The sequence below is a fragment of the Sphingobium sp. Z007 genome (genome assembly GCF_900013425.1).
Taxonomy (GTDB): Bacteria; Pseudomonadota; Alphaproteobacteria; order Sphingomonadales; family Sphingomonadaceae; genus Sphingobium.
Genome location: NZ_FBXK01000002.1, coordinates 133,921 through 154,436 on the forward strand (window position 1 = coordinate 133,921; position 20,516 = coordinate 154,436).

At 61.4% G+C, this 20,516-nt stretch carries 24 protein-coding genes; 19 read left to right on the forward strand and 5 right to left on the reverse strand.

All coding sequences use genetic code 11. The annotated features are described in order from the left end of the window. Nucleotides 1-90 precede the first annotated feature (90 nt). From lgt to CEQ44_RS06005, 5 genes are all read left to right on the forward strand, one after another. Nucleotides 91-930: a prolipoprotein diacylglyceryl transferase gene (gene lgt / locus CEQ44_RS05985; RefSeq protein WP_088182541.1), complete on the forward strand. Its 840-nt coding sequence runs from the start codon at nt 91-93 to the stop codon at nt 928-930. Next, nucleotides 927-2,708, forward strand: coding sequence for a chloride channel protein (locus CEQ44_RS05990; RefSeq protein ID WP_088182540.1), 1,782 nt, complete (start codon nt 927-929; stop codon nt 2,706-2,708). Before lgt ends, CEQ44_RS05990 begins: the two co-directional genes overlap by 4 nt. A gap of 72 nt (nt 2,709-2,780) precedes the next feature. After that, on the forward strand, nt 2,781-3,056 hold the full coding sequence (locus CEQ44_RS05995) for a metal/formaldehyde-sensitive transcriptional repressor (RefSeq protein ID WP_088182539.1): 276 nt from the start codon (nt 2,781-2,783) through the stop codon (nt 3,054-3,056). A gap of 9 nt (nt 3,057-3,065) precedes the next feature. Next, on the forward strand, nt 3,066-3,995 hold the full coding sequence (gene dmeF / locus CEQ44_RS06000) for a CDF family Co(II)/Ni(II) efflux transporter DmeF (RefSeq protein WP_068075191.1): 930 nt from the start codon (nt 3,066-3,068) through the stop codon (nt 3,993-3,995). A 59-nt stretch (nt 3,996-4,054) separates the two neighbouring features. Beyond that, on the forward strand, nt 4,055-4,804 hold the full coding sequence (locus tag CEQ44_RS06005; protein WP_245647663.1) for a hypothetical protein: 750 nt from the start codon (nt 4,055-4,057) through the stop codon (nt 4,802-4,804). 182 nt (nt 4,805-4,986) lie between these two features. Here the strand turns inward: CEQ44_RS06005 and CEQ44_RS06010 are convergent, their stop codons facing one another. The 3 genes from CEQ44_RS06010 to CEQ44_RS06020 form a co-directional block, all read right to left on the reverse strand. Next, on the reverse strand, nt 4,987-5,373 hold the full coding sequence (locus CEQ44_RS06010; RefSeq protein ID WP_068075188.1) for a Cu(I)-responsive transcriptional regulator: 387 nt from the start codon (nt 5,371-5,373) through the stop codon (nt 4,987-4,989). Continuing rightward, nucleotides 5,370-7,634 carry a heavy metal translocating P-type ATPase gene (locus CEQ44_RS06015; RefSeq protein WP_254913962.1) on the reverse strand — a complete coding sequence of 755 codons (2,265 nt, stop codon included), beginning with the start codon at nt 7,632-7,634 and terminating at the stop codon, nt 5,370-5,372. Before CEQ44_RS06015 ends, CEQ44_RS06010 begins: the two co-directional genes overlap by 4 nt. A 211-nt stretch (nt 7,635-7,845) precedes the next feature. Further along, nucleotides 7,846-8,733: an NAD(P)/FAD-dependent oxidoreductase gene (locus tag CEQ44_RS06020; RefSeq protein WP_088182537.1), complete on the reverse strand. Its 888-nt coding sequence runs from the start codon at nt 8,731-8,733 to the stop codon at nt 7,846-7,848. Between the two features lie 205 nt (nt 8,734-8,938). Between CEQ44_RS06020 and CEQ44_RS06025 the strand changes: the two genes are divergently transcribed. Next, the gene (locus CEQ44_RS06025; protein WP_254914380.1) at nt 8,939-9,319 is read left to right on the forward strand and encodes a flagellar biosynthetic protein FliQ; all 381 of its coding nucleotides are present in this window, start codon (nt 8,939-8,941) and stop codon (nt 9,317-9,319) included. Between the two features lie 99 nt (nt 9,320-9,418). After that, nucleotides 9,419-10,702, forward strand: a complete 1,284-nt coding sequence (locus CEQ44_RS06030; RefSeq protein ID WP_088182536.1) for a type II restriction endonuclease — start codon at nt 9,419-9,421, stop codon at nt 10,700-10,702. A 4-nt stretch (nt 10,703-10,706) separates the two neighbouring features. Here the strand turns inward: CEQ44_RS06030 and copD are convergent, their stop codons facing one another. Next, the gene (copD, locus tag CEQ44_RS06035; protein ID WP_088182535.1) at nt 10,707-11,642 is read right to left on the reverse strand and encodes a copper homeostasis membrane protein CopD; all 936 of its coding nucleotides are present in this window, start codon (nt 11,640-11,642) and stop codon (nt 10,707-10,709) included. A 4-nt stretch (nt 11,643-11,646) separates the two neighbouring features. After that, the gene (gene copC / locus CEQ44_RS06040) at nt 11,647-12,039 is read right to left on the reverse strand and encodes a copper homeostasis periplasmic binding protein CopC (RefSeq protein ID WP_217894985.1); all 393 of its coding nucleotides are present in this window, start codon (nt 12,037-12,039) and stop codon (nt 11,647-11,649) included. A gap of 211 nt (nt 12,040-12,250) precedes the next feature. Here copC and CEQ44_RS06045 point away from each other — a divergent pair, with 211 nt between their 5' ends. The 12 genes from CEQ44_RS06045 to CEQ44_RS06100 all read left to right on the forward strand — a co-directional run bounded on the left by CEQ44_RS06045 (nt 12,251) and on the right by CEQ44_RS06100 (nt 20,458). Beyond that, a complete protein-coding gene (locus tag CEQ44_RS06045; protein WP_088182534.1) occupies nt 12,251-12,847 on the forward strand; it encodes a cytochrome c in 597 nt (198 codons plus the stop codon). A 144-nt stretch (nt 12,848-12,991) separates the two neighbouring features. Then, nucleotides 12,992-13,273: a hypothetical protein gene (locus tag CEQ44_RS06050; protein WP_088182533.1), complete on the forward strand. Its 282-nt coding sequence runs from the start codon at nt 12,992-12,994 to the stop codon at nt 13,271-13,273. Next, a complete protein-coding gene (locus CEQ44_RS06055; RefSeq protein ID WP_088182532.1) occupies nt 13,270-13,707 on the forward strand; it encodes a periplasmic heavy metal sensor in 438 nt (145 codons plus the stop codon). The genes CEQ44_RS06050 and CEQ44_RS06055 overlap by 4 nt, the downstream gene beginning before the upstream one ends. Continuing rightward, nucleotides 13,704-14,276: an RNA polymerase sigma factor gene (locus CEQ44_RS06060; RefSeq protein ID WP_088182531.1), complete on the forward strand. Its 573-nt coding sequence runs from the start codon at nt 13,704-13,706 to the stop codon at nt 14,274-14,276. The genes CEQ44_RS06055 and CEQ44_RS06060 overlap by 4 nt, the downstream gene beginning before the upstream one ends. 93 nt (nt 14,277-14,369) lie before the next feature. Then, nucleotides 14,370-16,262, forward strand: coding sequence for a copper resistance system multicopper oxidase (locus CEQ44_RS06065; protein WP_088182530.1), 1,893 nt, complete (start codon nt 14,370-14,372; stop codon nt 16,260-16,262). Continuing rightward, nucleotides 16,259-17,512, forward strand: a complete 1,254-nt coding sequence (locus tag CEQ44_RS06070) for a copper resistance protein B (RefSeq protein ID WP_088182529.1) — start codon at nt 16,259-16,261, stop codon at nt 17,510-17,512. The genes CEQ44_RS06065 and CEQ44_RS06070 overlap by 4 nt, the downstream gene beginning before the upstream one ends. An 80-nt stretch (nt 17,513-17,592) precedes the next feature. After that, nucleotides 17,593-18,228: a hypothetical protein gene (locus CEQ44_RS06075; RefSeq protein WP_256960029.1), complete on the forward strand. Its 636-nt coding sequence runs from the start codon at nt 17,593-17,595 to the stop codon at nt 18,226-18,228. Between the two features lie 43 nt (nt 18,229-18,271). Continuing rightward, the gene (locus tag CEQ44_RS06080) at nt 18,272-18,718 is read left to right on the forward strand and encodes a DUF305 domain-containing protein (RefSeq protein ID WP_084356045.1); all 447 of its coding nucleotides are present in this window, start codon (nt 18,272-18,274) and stop codon (nt 18,716-18,718) included. 69 nt (nt 18,719-18,787) lie between these two features. Beyond that, nucleotides 18,788-19,183, forward strand: coding sequence for a DUF305 domain-containing protein (locus tag CEQ44_RS06085; RefSeq protein ID WP_088182527.1), 396 nt, complete (start codon nt 18,788-18,790; stop codon nt 19,181-19,183). A 43-nt stretch (nt 19,184-19,226) separates the two neighbouring features. Then, complete coding sequence (locus CEQ44_RS06090) at nt 19,227-19,670, forward strand: DUF411 domain-containing protein (protein WP_088182526.1); 444 nt, start codon at nt 19,227-19,229, stop codon at nt 19,668-19,670. Nucleotides 19,671-19,716: 46 nt separating this feature from the next. Further along, nucleotides 19,717-20,076 carry a hypothetical protein gene (locus CEQ44_RS06095; RefSeq protein WP_088182525.1) on the forward strand — a complete coding sequence of 120 codons (360 nt, stop codon included), beginning with the start codon at nt 19,717-19,719 and terminating at the stop codon, nt 20,074-20,076. Between the two features lie 94 nt (nt 20,077-20,170). Continuing rightward, nucleotides 20,171-20,458, forward strand: coding sequence for a hypothetical protein (locus CEQ44_RS06100; RefSeq protein ID WP_088182524.1), 288 nt, complete (start codon nt 20,171-20,173; stop codon nt 20,456-20,458). Nucleotides 20,459-20,516 lie beyond the last annotated feature (58 nt).

Genomic DNA, 20,516 nt, shown 5'->3' on the forward strand with positions numbered 1-20,516 from the left:
CCGCTGGTTCTTTAATTGGTTTCGATCGAGAGAGGGGGTAGCGACCAGCCGCAACTCTGAACATCCCTGGAACACCGAAAGCTGGTCGCGATGCACCATATTCAGTTTGCCGGTCTGGGCCTCCACCCGGTCGCGCTTTCCCTAGGCCCGCTCGATCTGCGCTGGTATTCACTCGCCTACATCGCGGGCATCGTCGCGGGCTGGTGGTATCTGCTTCGGCTGCTGGCCCAACCCGCGGCTCCAATGATCAGCGCGCAAGCTGATGATCTCGTGTTCTACGCGACCCTGGGTGTCATCCTGGGGGGTCGGCTCGGTTATGTGATCTTTTATGGACCCGAAATGATCCTCCATCCCCTGCAGATTTTGAAGCTGTGGGATGGCGGCATGTCATTTCACGGGGGCGCTGCCGGTGTATCGCTCGCGCTGATCCTCTTCGCGCGTCGGCACGGCTTAGATTGGTTGCGTGTCCACGATTACGTCGCCTGCACGGTGCCGATCGGCCTGTTTTTCGGCCGCCTCGCCAACTTCGTGAACGGTGAGCTGTGGGGAAAGCCATCCGATCTGCCGTGGGCGATCGTGTTCCCGGGAAGCCATGACGGCCTCGCCCGGCATCCAAGCCAACTCTATGAGGCCGGACTTGAAGGGTTGGCACTGTTTGCCGTGCTCGCCTGCTTGTTCTGGTTCACCAATGCCCGCCGAAGGCCCGGTATGCTAGTCGGGGTGTTCCTCATCGGCTATGGCCTGGCCCGGTTCACGGTAGAGTTTTTCCGCGAGCCTGATGCCCAGCTCGTCGGTTTCGCGGCGCGAACCGGCCTCCACATGGGTCAGTGGCTCACCTTGCCGATGTTCGTCGGCGGATTTTACCTGATTGCCACGTCCGCGGGCCGCACGCGTCGCTTGGATACAGCGACCACCGTCTCGCAAATATGACCGGCCCTCGTCGCATCATCGTTCCGCAAATCATCACTCGCAGGCGCGCCCGCCTACTAGTGCGCGACTGTCGGGGGTGGCTGCGCGCCAGCGAAGCATCGTTCATCGTGCTGGCGATCGGCATTGGCGGGGCTTCAGGCCTGCTGAGCGTGGCGCTGGGCGCGCTCGCGCGCACTTTGCAGCACTTGTTATTCGCGCTACCCCCGAACATGCGATTAAGCGGCGTCGCGGCTCTCGGACTGCCGAGCCTAATCGTTCTGCCGCTAGGTGGTCTTGTCTTCACAGCGTTCGGATACGCGACCCGTGCCCGCAAGCGCCGCCTGGTGGACGCGGTCGAGGCTAATGCCCTGCACGGCGGGCGCATGTCGCTCCCGGATAGCCTTGTCATCTCAGGGCAAACGGTTCTCTCGAACGGCTTTGGAGCGTCGGTCGGCCTCGAAGCCGCCTATGCGCAAATGGGCGGGGCCGTAGCATCGGTGCTCGGCGGTTGGTTGAAGCTGCGTCGTGCCGATCAACGAACGCTGGTCGGGGCCGGGACGGGCGCGGCTATCGCCGCCGCGTTCGGCGCTCCTCTAGCCGGGGCGTTCTACGCATTCGAGATCGTTATCGGGGCTTACACGCCGTCGGCGATTGCACCCGTGGCCGCTGCAGCTCTGGCCGGTGCGCTAGTCGCGCAAACTTTCGGGCAGCAACCCTATCTGATCGACGCTGCCTCAAGCGTCTCAGTCGAGACGCACCATTACCTGATCTACGCAGGGCTGGGCGCTATCTGTGCGCTGCTTGGGATTTTACTGATGCGCGCCGTGGCGCTGGTCGAGCGTGGAACGCGACGAACGGGGATGCCGGAATGGGCGCGCCCCGCGCTAGGCGGCCTGTTGTTGATCCCGATCGCGATAGTGTCGCCACAGTCGCTCTCGGCCGGGCACGATGCGCTTCACGCTGATCTGGCGATCGGCGCCTCGCTTGGTTTCATCCTGATCGTGCTGTTCGCCAAGAGCGCCGCGTCGATCGTATCGCTCGGATTTGGATTTCGGGGCGGCCTGTTCTTTGCGTCGCTGTTCCTCGGAACGTTGATCGGTCACCTCTTCGCCGAAATTCTGACATTGATGGTCGGACATCCCGTGGTTGATCCGCGCAATGCCGCGCTAGTCGGGATGGCGGCGTTCGCCGTCGCGGTCGTGGGCGGGCCGATGACGATGGCAATGCTTGTCCTGCAAGCGACGCATGATTTTTCTCTGACGGGGGCCGTCATTGCTGCGTCATTGGTGTCCTCAACCATCGTGCGCGAGCTGTTCGGCTATTCGTTTTCGACGTGGCGACTTCATCTGCGCGGCGAAACTATCAAGAGCGCGCGCGACGTGGGATGGGTGAAGACCCTTACCGCGGGGCGGATGATGCGAAAGGAAACCAAGCCAACGCCCGCCTCCATGTCGATCGCGGAGTTTCGGCGTACCTTCCCGCTCGGATCGACCAGCAGGGTTGTCTTGGCCAACGCGCAAGATGTCTATGCCGGTATCGTAGTCGTACCGGCCGCCTATGCGGAAGGGCTCGATCCGAACGCCAGCGTCGCCACACTCGCCTCAGGGCACGACGTGGCGCTGACGCCGGATATGGACATAGCCGCAGTGATGACGAATTTCGATGAAGCACGCACCGATGAACTTGCCGTGTTGTCGGCCGATCGTCATGTGCTCGGCCTCGTCTCGGAAACCTATGTCCGGCGGCGCTATACTGAAGAGTTGGAAAAGGCACAGCGCGAGCTTTTCGGCGAGCGCTGAACTCCACGAGCGCCGCCCGAGCCCGTTACCAAAGGTTGTCATGCAGGCATATATAGGGTAGGGGGGTATGATATGGCTCACTTGTCCGAAACGAATGCTGATCTGGTGGCGCGCGTGCGCCGAATTGCGGGACAGGTCGGGGCGGTCGAGCGCGCACTACAATCGGATTCCTCCTGTTCCGACGTGCTGCACCTGGTCGCGGCGGTGCGTGGTGCGGTGAATGGCCTCATGTACGAAATCATTGCCGAGCATCTGGAAGCGCATGTGTCCCGCGCAGGGCTCGAAGACGCCGAGCGGGCGGCCGGCGCCAAAGAATTGCTGGCGGTGATCCGCCGCTACTCCAAATAGGACTTCCTCATGGCGACATTGCCCGAAATCGAAGCCGTTGCGCACGATCATGTATTCCTGGGTGCGGCGCACGACGACAACGCGCGCCGCACCTTGTGGGTCGTGGCGCTCACCGCCGGGATGATGGTGGTCGAAATTGTCGCCGGATACCTGACCGGCTCAATGGCGCTGCTCGCCGATGGCTTTCACATGGCGACGCACGCGGGCGCGCTCGGGGTTGCCGCGGCTGCCTATGCCTATGCCAAGCGCCATGCCTCCAACCGGGCCTACAGCTTCGGCACGGGCAAGGTCGGCGATCTGGCCGGGTTCGCGTCGGCGATGGTGTTGGGGCTGATAGCGCTCGGGATCGGCGTCGAGTCCATCCTTCGTCTGTTTCAGCCGATCACGGTAGCATTCGGGGAGGCGACGATCATCGCGGTGGTCGGCCTGGGAGTGAATATCGCCAGTGCCTTCCTGCTTTCGGGCGGGCACCATCACGGGCACGATCATCATGGGCACGACCACGGCCATGCTCACGACAAGCATGGCGGCGACAACAACATGCGCTCGGCTTATATTCACGTCCTCGCCGACGCGCTCACCTCTGTCCTCGCCATCGCCGCGCTGCTGGCGGGTCGTTATCTCGGGTGGGTCTGGATGGACCCAGTGATGGGGATTGTCGGCGCGGTCGTGATCGCGCGATGGTCATGGTCGCTGATGCGCGACACGGCCTCTGTGTTGCTCGATGCGACCGATCATCATGTCGAGGAGGAAGTGCGCGAGCTGGTCGAAACGCCCGGCGACGCGCGCATCACCGACCTTCATGTCTGGCGTGTCGGTCCCGAAGCGCACGCTGCGATCGTCAGCGTCGTGGCTGGGCGGGGCGTCACCGGCGACGAGATCCGCGCCCGGCTCGCGCCCGTCCACGAACTCGCGCACCTCACGGTCGAGTGTCGCTAGAACCGCGCGGAACCCAACGAAAGGAAGACGCCGTGTTGGACTCAACGAAGCGGGAACTAGTGAGCAAGGTGCCCGCTGTGACGCTGGGCTTCTGGCTCATCAAGATCCTCGCGACCACGCTCGGCGAAACGGGCGGCGATACCGTCTCGATGACGATGAACCTCGGCTATCTGGTCGGCACCGCGATCTTCCTGACGGTGCTGGTCGCCCTGGTGTGGTGGCAAGTGGCGGCGCCGCGCTTTCACCCGTTCCTCTATTGGGCGACGATCATCGCCTCGACGACGGCGGGAACGACGATGGCGGACTTCGCCACCCGCTCGCTCGGTATCGGCTATACCGGAGGATCGGCACTGCTGCTCGGCTGCGTGCTGGCCTCGCTGATCGTCTGGTATCGGACACTCGGATCGATTTCGGTCGATACCGTGCGCGAGCCGAGGGCTGAGTTGTTCTACTGGATCACAATTACATTCTCGCAAACATTGGGCACTGCGCTCGGCGACTGGACGGCCGATACCGGCAACCTCGGCTATATCGGCGCCGCGATCATATTCGCGGGGCTGCTCGCCGTACTGGCGCTGCTATTTTACACGACAAACGCCAGTCGGGTGCTGCTGTTCTGGGCGGCGTTCATTATGACGCGCCCCCTCGGGGCTGCAGTCGGCGATTTCCTTGACAAACCGCTGGATCACGGCGGGTTGTCATTTAGCCGGCCGTTGGCGTCCGCCGTTCTGACCGCTGCCATCGTGCTTCTTATCATTGTTCTGCCGCAACGCGCCGGGCAGCATCCCAAGCACGTGGTCCTCGACTGAGCGCGCATCGCTCTGGATCGAACGCTGTCGAGACTGGGGCAGTCTTCTTGCGATGCCTTGCTGTATGCCGACATAGCGTGGCTAACGAATCTTGGTACTGCAGCGTGCAACTCTCATCGAGTTCACGGTCACCAAGGGCTGAACTTGCGTCTCTCGGCCGTTAGCAGACCTGTAGGATCGGCTCAGGAGGCCAGACGCGCGAGTATCGGACATTCGGGTCGCTCATTGCCGTGGCAGCCTTTTGCCAAGTCGAGCAACGCTTCCCGCATGGCGTTGAGCGCATCCGCCTTCCGCCCAAGGTCGGCGGCGCGCGATTCCGCCAACATCTTGACCTCCGAACTGGCGCGATCGCGATCGGACCACAGACAAAGCAGCTGTCGGATTTCTTCGATCGGAAAGCCGAGATCGCGGGCATTTGCAATAAAACGAAGCCGATGGACGTCGGCTTCGCTGTAGTCGCGATAGCCACTATCCCGCCGCGCGGCCGACGGGATGAGGCCGATCTTCTCATAGTGGCGGATCATCCGCTGCGAGACCCCGCTCGCGCCCGACGCGCCACCTATGTTCACAACGTCACCCGATTAAGGCGGAGCGCGTTGGTGGCCACGCTGGCCGAGGACAATGCCATCGCCGCTGCCGCGATGATCGGGGAGAGGAGGATGCCGAAGATCGGATAGAGCAGCCCCGCTGCGATCGGGATACCTGCGGCGTTGTAGATGAAAGCGAAGAACAGGTTCTGACGGATATTGGACATCGTCGCCTCGCTCAACCGGCGCGCACGGACAATGCCGTTCAGGTCACCCTTCAGCAGCGTCACGCCCGCGCTTTCAATCGCGACATCGGTGCCGGAGCCCATCGCGATGCCGACATCAGCCGCCGCGAGCGCAGGCGCGTCATTGACCCCGTCGCCGGCCATGGCGACGATACGGCCCTCAGCCTTCAGTCGCGCGACTACTGCGCTCTTTTGATCCGGCAGCACTTCGGCTTCGACATCGTCGATCCCGAGCTTCCGCCCAACCGCTTGCGCCGTAGTGCGATTGTCGCCCGTCAGCATCACAACCCTTATGCCCTCCTTGCGAAGCGCCGCGATGGCCTCGGCTGTCGTCGCCTTGATCGCATCGGCAATGGCAAGAATTCCGGCCGCCTGCCCGTCGATGCCGAGGAAGATGGCGGTCGCACCATCCTGGCGCAGTTCGTCCGCCTGCCGCTCGAGTGCGCTGACGTCGATCCCGCTTTCTGACAGGAAACGGGCGTTGCCGAGCGTGATGCGCTTGCCATCCACCGTGCCGATCGCGCCCTTGCCGGTCGGTGAATCAAAGTCGGTGACCTCGGGAAGCGCAATCCCCCTATCCTTGGCGGCGGCGACCACGGCCAGTGCCAGCGGATGTTCGGACGCCCGCTCCACGCCGGCGGCGAGCCGCAGCACCTCGGTCTCCTGATAGCCTGCCGCGGGAATGATGCGGGTGACCGATGGCCGTCCCTCGGTCAGCGTGCCTGTCTTGTCGACGACCAGCGTGTCGACTTTCTCCATCCGCTCCAGGGCTTCGGCATTCTTGATCAGCACGCCGAGCCCAGCGCCCCGGCCGATGCCGACCATGATCGACATCGGCGTCGCCAGCCCCAAGGCGCAGGGGCAGGCGATGATGAGGACGGCGACGGCGGCGATCAGGCCATGGGCGAGGCGCGGCTCCGGCCCCCAGATACCCCATACTCCAAAGGCAATGAGCGCGATCAGCAGAACGGCGGGCACGAACCATCCCGCGACCTGATCGGCCAGTCGCTGGATAGGTGCCCGCGAACGCTGCGCGTCAGCGACCATCTGGACGATGCGCGCGAGCATCGTGTCGCGGCCGACCTTCTCGGCGCGGATGACGAGCGCGCCGCTCTGATTGATCGTTCCGCCGATGACCACGTCGCCGAGCGCCTTCGTGACCGGCATCGATTCTCCCGTCACCATTGACTCATCGAGCGAGGATCGGCCCTCCTCGACCTTCCCATCGACCGGCACCTTTTCACCCGGTCGAACACGGAGACGATCGCCGACAGCGACCTGGTCGAGCGACACCTCCTCGTCATCCCCGTTCGCGCCAATGCGGCGCGCGGTCTTGGGCGAGAGGTTGAGCAGCGCCTTGATCGCGCCTGAGGTCCGTTCTCGGGCACGTAGCTCGAGCACCTGTCCCAGCAGCACGAGAACGGTGATGACGGCGGCGGCCTCAAAATAGATTGCGACTGTGCCGTCCATCATCCGAAACGCTGCGGGGAAGATCCTCGGAGCGAAGGTTGCGACCACGCTATAGGCCCAGGCCACGCCCGTCCCCATTGCGATGAGCGTGAACATGTTGAGGTTGCGCGTCCGGATGGACACCCAACCGCGTTCAAAGAATGGCCAGCCTGCCCAGAGTACGACCGGGGTTGCCAGCGCGAATTGCAACCATCCCGATAGACGGGCCGGCACAAGATCGTGCAGCGCTGGGAACAGGTGGCTGCCCATCTCCAGGACAAAGACCGGGATCGTGAGCAACAGCGCGATCCAGAAACGCCGGGACATATCCAGCAGTTCGCCGCTTGGCCCGGTGTCTGCCGTCACGAGGTCCGGTTCGAGCGCCATGCCGCAGATCGGGCATGGCCCGGGATGGTCTTGGCGGATCTCCGGGTGCATCGGGCAGGTCCAGATCGCGCCTGGTTGGGCGACCGCCGCCTCTGTGTCACCCGCGGACAAGTAGCGCACCGGGTCGGCGGCAAACTTCGTGCGGCAGCCGGCGCTGCAGAAATGATAGTCCTCGCCGTCATGCGAGGCATGATGTGGCGTTGCCGTGGGATCGACCATCATGCCGCAAACCGGATCCTTGGCCGTCTTCGCGTCGGCGTCGCCGCCGTGTTTGCCCGCGCAGCAGCCGTGCGCACCAGAATTGCTCGCTGGAAGAGGATCAGTCACAGGCTCGTCTCCTTATCGACGAAGGTCAATCTGGGGTCTGACATCGTGTCAGGGTCAAGCCCGGCCCACATTTATTTTTGCGCGCGTACCTTGGTGCGTTCCCACGTCAGCCGGACAATAGATTGTGGATGGCCGTCGCGGCCTTGGCCGCCTGACCTGCCGCAACCGCAATTTGATCCAGCCCTTCAACCATGTCGCCGGCAGCAAATAGGCCGCCGACCGTCGTTTGCTGATGCTCGTCAACGACAATGCAACCTGCCGGACTCAGTTCAGCGCCAGCCATTCGCGCCAGTTCCGAGCGAGGAGAGGTTCCAAGGGCAATATATAGGGTGTCGAACGGGAGCAATTGGCCATCAGTCAAATGGGCGAGCAAATTCTCACCATCGATCGACAAGTCCCGGATAGGTGCGCGTTCGACCGCAAGACCGCCTCGAGCCAGATCTGCCTCTTCAGCGTCCGACAGTTGCGAGCCGTCTTGGGCCAGTAAGGTCACGGTGTCGCTATAGTGGCGAACGAACAGAGCCTCGGCCGCACCATGGTCGGAGCAGCCCAGCACGGCCACTCTCTTGCCGCGGACCTCATAGCCGTCGCAGATCGGGCAATAGCGTATCAGCCCTTGGGCGACAGCTCGATCATGCGTTTCCTGCGCCATTCGCGGTCGATGATTTGTCACGCCTTGGGCAAGTAATATTGTCCGCGCACCGAAGATTTCCGCTTTCGTTTCGACGACGAAACCCTTCTCGACCCGGTCGATGCGCTCGACCTCTCCGGTGACCAATTCGGCACCGTAGCGGGCGGCATGTTGATGCATGCGAACAAGCAGATTCCCGCCCGAGATACCGTCTGGAAAACCGAGGAGGTTATGTGTCGTCGGGATGGAGGACGCCCGGCCATCGCCACCATCGATGACCAGCGTAGAACGCAGAAACCGGCCTAGATAGGTTGCGGCTGTCAGCCCTGCGGGACCGCCGCCTATGATTACGCAGTCGTACATGCCTGTCTTTCGCTTACCTCGGTCGTCACTTGTATTACGCGGTACGCCGCTCCTTCCCTCGAATGCGTGCGCGTTCCTCGAAAAAAAAGCAGTAGCTCGTGAGGGGTAAGCCCCGTCGCTGCGTAAATTCAGATGAAGCCCATCGCCAGCAGGATGGACAGTTCAGGTGCCCACGGGTCGCAGCGCGGCGCGGGGGCGAGCGGACGTGGCGAAGACGGATTGGAATTACCGATCGCGCTCCATGTCGCTCGCCCCGCAACAACCACAGGTCGCAACGTCAGGGGGCGACGACACCATCATCGACGGGGGAGAGATGGAGACCTACAGCCCTTTTTCGGTTTCGATGGGCCAGGCGCTTTGGGTGATCATGCTTGTCGCTGGACCCCCGCTGATAATCATGCTCGTGGTCGGGCTTATAATCTCGATGATCCAGGCTGCGACGTCGATCAATGAACAGACCGTGAGCTTCGTCCCCAAGCTCCTGGCGTTCATCTTGTTCCTCGCGCTGTACGGGGTAACCGTTGGCGATCTCCTGATCGACTACACCCGTGACCTGCTGGTGCATATTCCAGACGATATCCGATGACGACTGCCGGTTTTCGTCCGGTACGGCTGCGCAAAAACTGGTCGTATACGGGGCAGAGTGCTAGCCTCGGCGAGGATCGAAGCGAAGGGGGGACGGGGTTTGGCGGACTTTGAATTGCTGGCGCGGGAACTGATCCAACGATGGAAGGAAGACCCGAACGCGACCTATCAAAGCTGGTTTCTATGGGACGAGCGGATCAAGAATTTTCGCTCGATCAGGCGTGGTTTGGCTCAGGTGGTGGCCGAGATCGAAGCCGGTCGGTTTGGCGTGGCCTATCGCGGCTCTTCGCTGGAAACAGTCGTTCATTCGGTCGCCGAGCAAAGACAGATTTTCAAAGGTGCGGATCATGCGTTTCTCTGGAAGCCCAAATTGCGCATCCCCGACATCTATGAAAACCCGGCGAACCAACGCGCGTTCGGCCGATTGCTCGATCATTGCGCTTGCTGCGACACTGCGGAAGAAATCATTGCAGGCATTCACACGATCGATCGGCTGAACATCAAGGGGCTTGGGCCAGCGGTCGCCAATCTCCTTTATTTCCTGCATCCAACGCTCGTTCCGCCGTTCAACACGGCGATCGTCAACGGCTATAACAAGCTGACCGGCGGCAAGGTGAAGCTCGGAAGCTGGCACCATTTTCTTGCGATGCGCTCGGGCGTGCTCGACCTGAACGAGCGGTTTCGCGACCTGCTATCGAACGATCTCGGCGCCATTGGCGGCCTCCTGTTCGATATCGGCTCAGGCCGCTACCCGGTGCCGCCGCGCGACGAGGAAGACCAGACCGTGGGATCGTGGACCGCGCGGCTTGAGCAAGCCCGTGCGGAAGCAGAGACGCTCAACAAAGCGATGCAGAAACAGGGGGAGAGTGATCGAACCCATTCGGAAATTCAGGCGTGGCTCCGCGATATCGGTCTGGCGCTGGGGTATGACATCTGGATCGCATCCAACGATCGGGGCCGACTGCATGACGGTGTGCGCCTGGGAGAGGGTTGCCTAGAAAGCTTGCCGGCTTCGATTTCGACATCGACCGGCGCGGACGCCATCCGCCTCATCGATGTTTTGTGGCTGGAGCAGGGCGGCGACCGTGTCGCGGCAGCCTTCGAAGTCGAACATTCGACCTCCATCTATTCGGGCATCGTCCGGATGCTCGATCTTGCCCTCAGCGGCAGCGATCTGCATGCCACCGCAGGATTGTTCCTTGTCGCTCCGGATGCTCGCGAAAGCGAAGTGCGAGCGCAAATCGCAAGGCCAGCATTCAGCCGGATCGCGGACCTGGAAATCGCCTATCTTCCTTATGACGAGCTCGAACGGCACAAGGAGTCGATTTCCCGCTTTGGCTCGGGCTTGAAAGCGATCAAGGCGATTTCGCGCGCCCTGCCGTAATGACCTACATCCCGGATGCAGGCGGGGCCAACAGGCCCAACCAGGCAACGAGCGCAAGAATAGCGATGGCGCATCCGGTCTCGATGGCGAGGCTGCGGCGGAGTGACCCTATCGCCGAGGATGTGTTGCCGGTTTCAATGGCCGCAGCAAGGGAGGGCGTCAGGAAGAAGCGATTGGTGGCGGCCAGCATCAGCATGACGCCGAACAGGATCAGCTTTCCTGCCAGCAGTAGACCGTAGAGACTGGTTAAAAGTGATCCGAGCCTGGACGGTCCGATCAGAATCCAACTGTTGACGAAGCCCGACAGGATAAGCAGCGCCACGACAGCCGAGCCGACCTTTGCAAAGCCATCCAGCGCGCGGTGGGAGAGGTGGATATGATCTATCGCCATGCGGGCGGCAGGGCGGAAAATGAGAAGGCACAAGGCGAATAGTGCTCCTACCCATATGCCTGCGGACCATAGATGGGTGATGTCGGCGCCAAGATGAATCCATCCCCGCAAGCCTTCATCGGCCGCGCCGTGACCGGTCCAGGCCAAGGTTGCGAGAGCGACTGCGGCGGTGACGGACAGCGACCACAGCGCGAAAGCGGGGCGACGCCATCCGACGATGGAAAAATACAGCACGAGCAGGAGGGCCGCGACCCGCACTTGCCAGACTGTGCCGATCGCCGTGCCCGATATCAAAAGATTGACCGTGGCGCGGTCCACCTGATCGAGCGGAACGCCTGCCATTGAGGACGCGAGCACCATCATGCCCAGGATCGATAGTCCGATGCCGGCCAGTGCTATTGTCGCCAAGACCGAGCGGAAGCGCAGGACCGAGCCGGATGCCCGCTCGGTCCCGCGCAACGTATAGAGGCCGAACATCGGCAACCCGAAGAGGAGCATGAGATCGAGGTAAAGGCCTAGCCTGACCGCGATCGCTATGATGTCCGGCACGTTCTTACTGGACCCTGAAGGTATAGCTGCCCTGAATGCGATGTGTGTCGGTAGAAACGACGTGATAGTCGACCTTGTAGGTTCCAACTGCCAACGGCTTGGCCAGCGTAGCGACAAGCGTCTTGCCGTCTGCACCCACGGTCGCCTTGACGCCGTTGATCTTCATTGGCCCCATCTTCATGCCGGGCATTTCGGTCATCGTCAGGTCGATCCCGGAAAATTGCGCGACCAATGCTTCCGAAAAGACGAGCTGGATCCTGGTCGGAGCGGCGACCACGGCATTTGCGGCAGGGGTTGCGCTATTGAGCTTGGGGTGGGCCTGGGCAGCAGTAGCGGTGAGGACAGACGCCGCCATGGCGACGGCAAAAACTGTTTTACGAAACATCGATTTCTCCATGGGCGGCGATACTGCCGACAAAGCGATTTACGCACCGCGTGGCGCGACCCCTCATTTAGCTTCCAAGATTTCTTCAATGTCGGGAGGCCTACGGGTTCGCACCAGAGATCTGCGCGGCCGATGAGGGATGAACGCGCGTCGTGCGTATGCTCAATTGGATGGGTGCGAGATCACCGAGGATCCAGGGACGCATTCTGCTCGGGAGGACGCGATGGAAAATTCGAGGACAGCATGGCTGCGGAGGCATTTTCCAAGCGTAGGCTTTATTGCCGCGACCGGCTTAGTTGGCGGAGCGCTTGCTGGGATCGTCGTGTATGTCGGTGCCTATGACATAGGGGCTGATGCGCCGCACACGAAGCCGGTTTATTGGCTCATAGAGCAGCTCCGTGATCGTTCGATCGCCGTCCGGTCACGCAACGTGAGCGTCCCAGCCAACCTAGCGGACGTGAAACGGCTGCAGAGCGGCGCAGGACTTTACACCGAGATGTGCAGCGGCTGCCATCTCGGGCCGGGTTTGGAAAAGTCGGAGATCAGCCAAGGTCTCTATCCCAGGGCTCCGGAGCTTTTCCGGGAACAGCAGCGATCGGTAAAGGCGCAATTCTGGATCATCAAGCATGGGGTCAAGCTGACCGCGATGCCGGCCTGGGGTAAAACGCATAGCGATGAACTGATTTGGGATATGGTCGCCTTTGTGCGGAAGCTACCGCAGATGACCCCGGCCCAATATCAAGCCGCAATTGCCAGCGCGCCCGAAGACCATGACGCGATGATGAAGGATATGCCCGGCATGAAGAAGACGATGCCATAACGATGTGGTGCTTACCCGGCAGGCGCTGGCAGTCGGGCTCCGCTCAGGACAGCGGTGCTTTGACGGACAGACTGATAGAGGGAACAATGGGCAAGGTGGGTCCGGCGCCAGCGCGCCCTACCAAATAAGAGATCGGATTTTGCGATGAATATGGATTTAGATGGGCTTTTGGCCCGCTTGCGAAACGAACCGGGACATCCGGCCCTTATCGGTCTGGAAGAGGCCGTGTTCAGGCGCATTGCCGCCCTGCCGCAGGTTTCGGCCGCTTCTCAACTCAGGCTCGGCGCGGTGGCCGCCTTTGGCGCGGTGTTGCTCGGTATCGCGAGCAACGGATTCACGCCACCTGCCGAGGCATCGGTAACACTCTCGCCTTTCGGGCCATCCAATCCGCTTGCTCCCTCAACCTTGCTGGCGGGCCCTCGATGAAGCCGAAGCTGCTCGTTCTGATCGCAATCGTCGCCTTCGTTGCGGCCGTTGCGGGGGTGTTCCTGGGTCGCTACTTCTTCCCGCAGCCCAAGGCAGCCGGGGTCGAACTCCACGACGTATTGCACAGCAAGCTGGATCTGGACGACCGTCAGAAGGCTCAAATCGAGCTTCTTGAGCAGCGCTTCGCCGTGCGCCGACGCGCACTGGAGCTCGAAATGAGAGCGGACAATGCGCGTCTCGCAGCCGCGATCGAAACCGAACATGGTAACGGACCGCGGGTCGCGGCGGCCGTCGATCAGTCACATCAGGCCATGGGTGCGCTGCAAAAGGAAACACTTGGTCATATCTTCGCCATGCGCCAGATCTTGCGCCCTGATCAGGCCAAGACCTTCGACCAGGCGGTGGTACATGCGCTCACCGACGATGTACGGTGAGTCTGGATCTTCAGGCGTGCTCCGACGGTGAACTTGCGGCGTTGACGCTCGCGGGTCGGCAGCCAGCCTTCGCGGAGATCATGCACCGACACCAGGCTGCGATATTTCGCTTGGTGCGCGGCCTCGTCGGAAATGCCGAGGACGCGCTTGACCTTACCCAGGACTGCTTTGTATCCGCATTCAGCCATCTGCGAAAATATGATGGTGCGCGGCCGCTACGGGCTTGGCTGTCCCGGATTGCGATCAACAAATGCCGCGATTGGCGGCGCCGACAGAAGGTGCGGCAGCTTTTCACCTTCGGTTCTGCCGCGTCCGACGACGAGATCGAACAAGTGCCGGATGAGGCACCTTCCGCACATGCCAATGCTGACGCGAAAATGCAGCTCAAGCGAATGGCGGCCGCTATCAACGCATTACCTGCTCCATTGCGAGAAGTTCTGTTGCTTCGCACCGTCGAAGGACTGAACCAGTCGGAAGCCGCAACCGCGCTCTCGATCAGCGGCAAGGCGGTAGAGACGCGTCTCTACCGGGCGCGGGCGCGCCTTGCAGAAATCTTGGCCGAGGCGTGAGGGGTGCGTCCCGCTCGCGCGTAAGGAAAGAGAGATACCGCGCTTGAGCGTCTTTGCGGACCCAGAGTGCTGCACGTTGAACAAGGAGACACTATGCCCCCGGTATTGAACCGCCGCGACCTTTTCCGCGGCGCCGCGCTTACGGGCGGTGGCCTGGCTTTGTCGGCCTGGATGCCGGCATGGGCTCAGCCTGTTGCAGCCGGGATCGTGAAGCCGCTCCCGACTGTGAACGGGAACGATATCACGCTCAAGATCGCGCATCAGATGATGATGATCGACGGCCGGGCCAGCCATGCGATCGGGATCAACGGCACTGTGCCTGCGCCCTTGATCCGTTTGCGTCAGGGCCAGACCGTGCGCCTGTCGGTGATCAACGATCTTGAGGAAGACAGCTCGATCCATTGGCATGGCCTGCTCGTGCCGTTCCAGTTCGATGGTGTGCCCGGGATCAGTTTTCCCGGCATCAAGGCTAAATCAACCTTCGTCTATGAGTTCCCCATCGTTCAGGCTGGCACCTATTGGTATCATAGTCATTCGGGGTTGCAGGAACAGATGGGCCATTATGGACCGATCGTCATCGACCCGGAAGGCGAGGATCCGATCAAGTCAGACCGCGAGCATGTCATCGTGCTTTCCGACCATAGCCAGATGCATCCGCACCAGATTTTCAAGAAGCTCAAGCAGGTCGGTGGCGGCTATTTCAACTATCAGCGCCAGACGCTTGCCGGTCTCCTGGCCGGGAAAGATCAACCGCTCAAGGAACGCCTGGACTGGGGCAAGATGCGGATGGACCCCACTGACGTCTCTGATGTCACCGGTTCAACCTACACCTACCTTGTAAATGGGCATGGTCCTCAGGACAACTGGACCGCGCTTTTCAGGCCGGGCGAGCGGGTTCGACTGCGTTTCGTCAACGCCTCTGCTATGACGACATTCAACGTCAGGATTCCCGGCCTCAAACTGACGGTCGTTCAGGCAGACGGCCTCAATGTCAGGCCCGTCGAGGTCGATGAATTCCAGATTGCGGTCGCCGAGACCTATGACGTTATCGTCACGCCAGCGGATGACCGCGCCTATACGCTGGTTGGCGAATCCGTCGATCGGTCGGGCATGGCGCGCGCCACCCTGGCCCCGCGCGAAGGCATGATAGCCGAAGTCCCTCCGCTTCGCAAACGGCCCCTCGCCAATATGAAGGACATGGGCATGGGGGACATGGACATGAGCGGCATGTCCGGCATGGACCACGCAGCGGTGGGACACGACATGGCAGCCGGCGGAGCCGCCGCGGGCGGTATGGCGGGCATGGACATGGGGTCCGGCGCCTCGCCCGGCACGGATAAGACCGCAGGTGGTGCCATGGCCAATATGCCCGGGATGGCAGCGCCTGCTGGTGACGCAATGGGCGGCATGGCGATGGGTGGAATGGGCGGCATGAACATGCGCGACGCCAGCAAAGCCCCGCAGGTCAAGATGGGGCCTGGTGTACAGACGATCTCGCCCGTGCCGATGGATCGCACGGGAGAGCCCGGACAGGGCCTTGAAGATGTCGGGCACCGCGTCCTTGTCTATCGCGATCTCATGGCCGTGGAGCGCAACCCGGATGTCCGGGCGCCCGATCGTGCGATGGAGATCCATCTAACCGGGAATATGGAACGCTATATGTGGTCGTTCGACGGGGTGAAGCTCAGCGACAAGCGCGAGCCCATTCCGTTTATCGAAAACGAAAGGGTCCGCGTCACGCTCGTGAACGACACGATGATGTCGCACCCGATCCATCTTCATGGACATTTTTTCGAGCTGGTGACCGGGCATGGCGAATATTCGCCGCGCAAGCACACGGTCAATGTCGCCCCTGGAGGCAAGGTAAGTTTCGACGTCACCGCAGATGCGGTCGGCGACTGGGCGTTCCATTGCCATATGCTCTACCACATGCATGCCGGGATGATGCGCGTCGTCTCTGTCAGGCCTCGGGGAGAAGCCGCATGAAGTCGCTTCTTCTCCTGATCGGCGCGGCGCCGCTCGCCCTCGCAGTACCGGCCAGCGCACAATCGATGCAAAACATGCCTGGCATGAACATGCCGATGGCTCAGCCGCCAGCAAAGAAGAAGCCTGCGGCCAAGCCGCCACGTCAGGCCAAACGAGCAACCGCCGCGAAGCCGGCTGCCAGACCCGCGCCCGCAAGGCGTAGGGCGCCCGCTGCGAAGCCCAAGCCCGCTATGCAAGGCGTGTCGGGAATGGGCGATATGCCCGGTATGACCATGCCAGCCAGCAAAGCGCCTGCGGCGGCCGATCCGCATGCCGGCCATGACATGTCGAGCATGCCGGGCATGGTGATGCCCGGGTCGACGGGCGGTGCGATGAACCACGATATGCCTGGCATGAATATGCCGGCAGACACGGGCGGTCAGCCGATGCAGCACGACATGTCGTCGATGCCCGGCATGGCGATGGACGGGCAAATGACGGGTCATGGGGCAGGGGGTACGAGCCTTGCGCCTGGCAACGCTCCTGCACCAACGCCTCCGAGCGATCACTATGCCGATCGGGTCTATAAAGACGGCGAGATGGCCGCTTCGCGCACCATGCTGCACAACGAACATGGCGGCAGCACCAGCTCGATGATCCTGTTCAATCTGGCAGAATATCAGGTCCGGAACGGCCGCGACGGCTATCGCTGGGATGGCGAGGCGTGGTTCGGCAAGGACCTCGACCGGCTCGTGGTCAAGACCGAAGGAGAGGGGGCTTTTCGCGAAGGGGTCGACAGTGCCGAAGTTCAGGGGCTCTACAGCCGTGCGCTCGATCCTTACTGGAACCTGCAGGCCGGCGTCCGATATGATTTCAAACCCAACCCGTCCCGAACGTATGCGACGATCGGAATCGAGGGGGTCGCGCCTTACTGGTTCGAAACGGAAGCAGCCTTGTTCTTGTCGAACAAGGGCGAGGTGCTGGGGCGGATCGAGGGCTATTATGATCAGCGCATCACGCAGCGTCTGATCCTGCAGCCCCGCGTCGAACTGAATCTTTCGGCTCAAAATGTGCCTGAGACAAGGATCGGATCGGGGCTGTCCAATGCCGAGCTGGGATTGCGCCTGCGCTACGAGGTCCGCCGCGAATTCGCGCCCTATATCGGTGTTTCCTACGACCGTAAGTTTGGGCGGACGGCGGACTATGCGCGGGCCGATGGGAAGGACGTCAAGGCGACGAGCTTCGTCATTGGCGTGCGGACCTGGTTCTGAGAAGTATCCGGCTCCGCTCTCACGTTGGGGCTAGCCGCGTCCATCGCTGGCTGGCCCTGACTATCGGCGTCCAACTACTGCTGTGGTTTGCCAGCGGTCTGATCATGAGCGTGTTGCCAATTGACCGTGTTCGCGGTGAACATCTCGTGGAGCGTATATCGCCCGCGACGCTGGGTCAGGCGCAATCGCGCGCGCCGCTGGACCTCGTCTTGCGCGCCGCAACCAAGCCCGTGCGCGAAGTCCGATATCGCCCACTTCTGGGACGCGAGGTTGCCGAAGTCGAACTCGTCGACGGCACGGTAATGCTCCACGATGCCGAGACCGCGAAGGTCATTTCCCCGCTGAATGCTGCCGTGGCTCGCGCGGTGGCGGTGCAAGCCTATCGCGGCACGGCGGCTCAGACGAGCGTGCGCCCGGTTTCGGCGGCCAGCACTGAATATAAGGGCATGCTTCCGGCGTGGCGAGTGGATTTCGCCGATAGCGACGCGACGCATGTCTACGTCGCCCAGAATAGTGGTCGGATCGTTGCCGTCAGAAATGGCACATGGCGCCTCTATGACTTCTTTTGGGGCCTCCACATCATGGATTGGAAGAACCATGAAAACTTCAACACGCCCTGGCTGATGGGCTTTGCCGCAGGGGGTCTCGCGCTGGCGATCGCGGGATCGGCGCTATTGTATTTCCGGTGGCCGCGAAAGCGGCGCCGCAAGGGCTGAATATCGCGGAGAAAATCGGGGCGGGGGCCAAAGGAGACGACCAATGATGAAAAATGCATATTCGAGCCTCGCCCTGCAGACCTTGGTCGGCGGCGTCATCATGTATTTGGTGATGTTCGTTATGATTGATAGCCTGGGGAGCTTCTACAATAACCTCAATATGCTCTACATGACGTTGATGATGGTTGCGCCGATGGTGGTGCTGATGATCCTCGCGATGGGCCATATGTTTCCGTCGAAGACCGCAAACATGGCCCTTCTGATTGGTTCGGTGGCGATATTTGCCGGATCATTCGCGCTCATTCGCACGCAAACTACGATCGGTGACACGGCTTTCCTCCGTTCGATGATCCCGCATCATTCGGGAGCGATCCTAATGTGTCGCGAGGCGTCCTTGAAAGACCCGGAAATCGTCCGTCTGTGCGGCGGCATCGAGGAATCTCAGCGCCGCGAGATTGATGAGATGAAGGCTATTCTAGCTCGCAAGTAGATTTCGCAATTCATTCTCGGAAATTTTTGCAGCCTGGCGAGGGCAATGGCGCGCTCGTGCGTATTAACAATGCGGGGCGCTGAGGAGAGAATTGTGAAGAAAATAGTCGCCGTCATGATCGTCGGATTGTTGACCACACCCGCGATCGCGCAAATGCAGGGCATGGATCATTCCAAGATGGACATGGGCCAGATGATGAACCCCACGGCAGCCAATCCGTACCCGCCGGCCGAGATGGAAATGCATCAGAAGATGATGTCTGCCATGGGCGGCGATGCGACGGAAACCTGGGTTCGCAAGATGATCGAGCATCATCGCGGCGCGATTGCGATGTCACGCATTGTTTTGCGCGACAGCAAGGATGCGCAGGTTCGAATGATGGCGAACAAAGCGATTACCGAGCAAACGCGCGGAGTAAGCGAGCTTCAGGGTTGGCTGAGAGCTCACCACAAGCGCGCACAGTAGAGCCTTCCCTCGCCCTTGGGCGGGGGAACCAACAAGGGATCCTATGACACTCAAATTTGCCCTCGCTGCGTTAATGGCAGCCCTCTCCGTCGCTAGCGCCCAAGCTGCGCCTATCGTCATGCATCGTGACCCCGGTTGCGGTTGCTGCGAACAGTGGGCGGCCCAGGTGCGCAGACAATTTGGACAAAGCATCAACATCGTCGACGACCAGCAACGCGGCCGCTTTCAGCACGCTCAAGGCGTGCCCTCTGCGCTGGCATCATGCCACACTGCAATTATCGATGGCATGGTTTTCGAGGGCCACGTTCCCATTGCCGACATGAAGCGCGCGCTCGCGAAGCGCCCGAAGGGTGTAAAGGGACTGGCCGTGGCTGGCATGCCGCTGGGTTCACCGGGGATGGAAATCGCTGGCCAGAAGCCCCAACCCTATAGCGTCATCGCATTCGGATCGGCCGGCCAGACGATATTTGCCCGGCATGGCGGGTGACCACCTTATTGCTCTTTCCTTCCGCGAAGCGTAAGAAATAACGGCTGTGAAACGTGCTCTGCAACTTCTTCTCCTGTTGGGAGCGATGGTTGGTCTGATCGGTCAGGCTGCGGCATATGCGTCTGCGCCGGTCGTAGTTTCCGCGCCGATGGCGATGGCGGGGATGAGTGCCGACTGCATGAAAGCTATGGCTCAAGAACAGCAGCCTGCCGGCAAGCCCTGCAAGGGGCTGACACTGGATTGTATCGCAGCAATGGGCTGCGTCGTTCCGATCGTTCTTCGGGATGCGCCTCCAGTCCCGTCGTCACCCGATTTGCATCAGGCGATGGCATTTTGGACCACGACGACGACGCTGCATGGCAGTGATCTAAAGCCTGAGCCCGAACCTCCCACTTTCCTTGGCTGATCGACTTCGGCCGTAAGGCTGGCAGTCTGCGTACCTCGGCTCGCAGCGCCAGACCTACGGCTAAACCACGATTATTTGCCAAAGGAATAGTATCATGAAGACGTTCAAGATTACGGCCGCCATCATTGCGGCTGCCGCCTCCGCGTTCACGATTGCCCCGGCGTTTGCTCAGGGCGATGCACCGTCTCACCAAGGCCATTATGAGTGGCGCAGCACACCGCAATATGGGCCTCGCGCACCCCTCGCGGCGCAGCGGCGGGTCTGGGTGCCGGATGCTCCGCAGATGGCCAACTGCAACTGTGACATGATGAAGTCGAGTGCGGCAGACTGCATGAAGGAAATGCATGGCATGATGTCTCGTTCCGGCGCTGCAGCCAGCTAGGATCAGGTCCTGGCTGGATCGGTCCCCCCTGACGGTCAGGTCTGAGATGCCGGTGGAA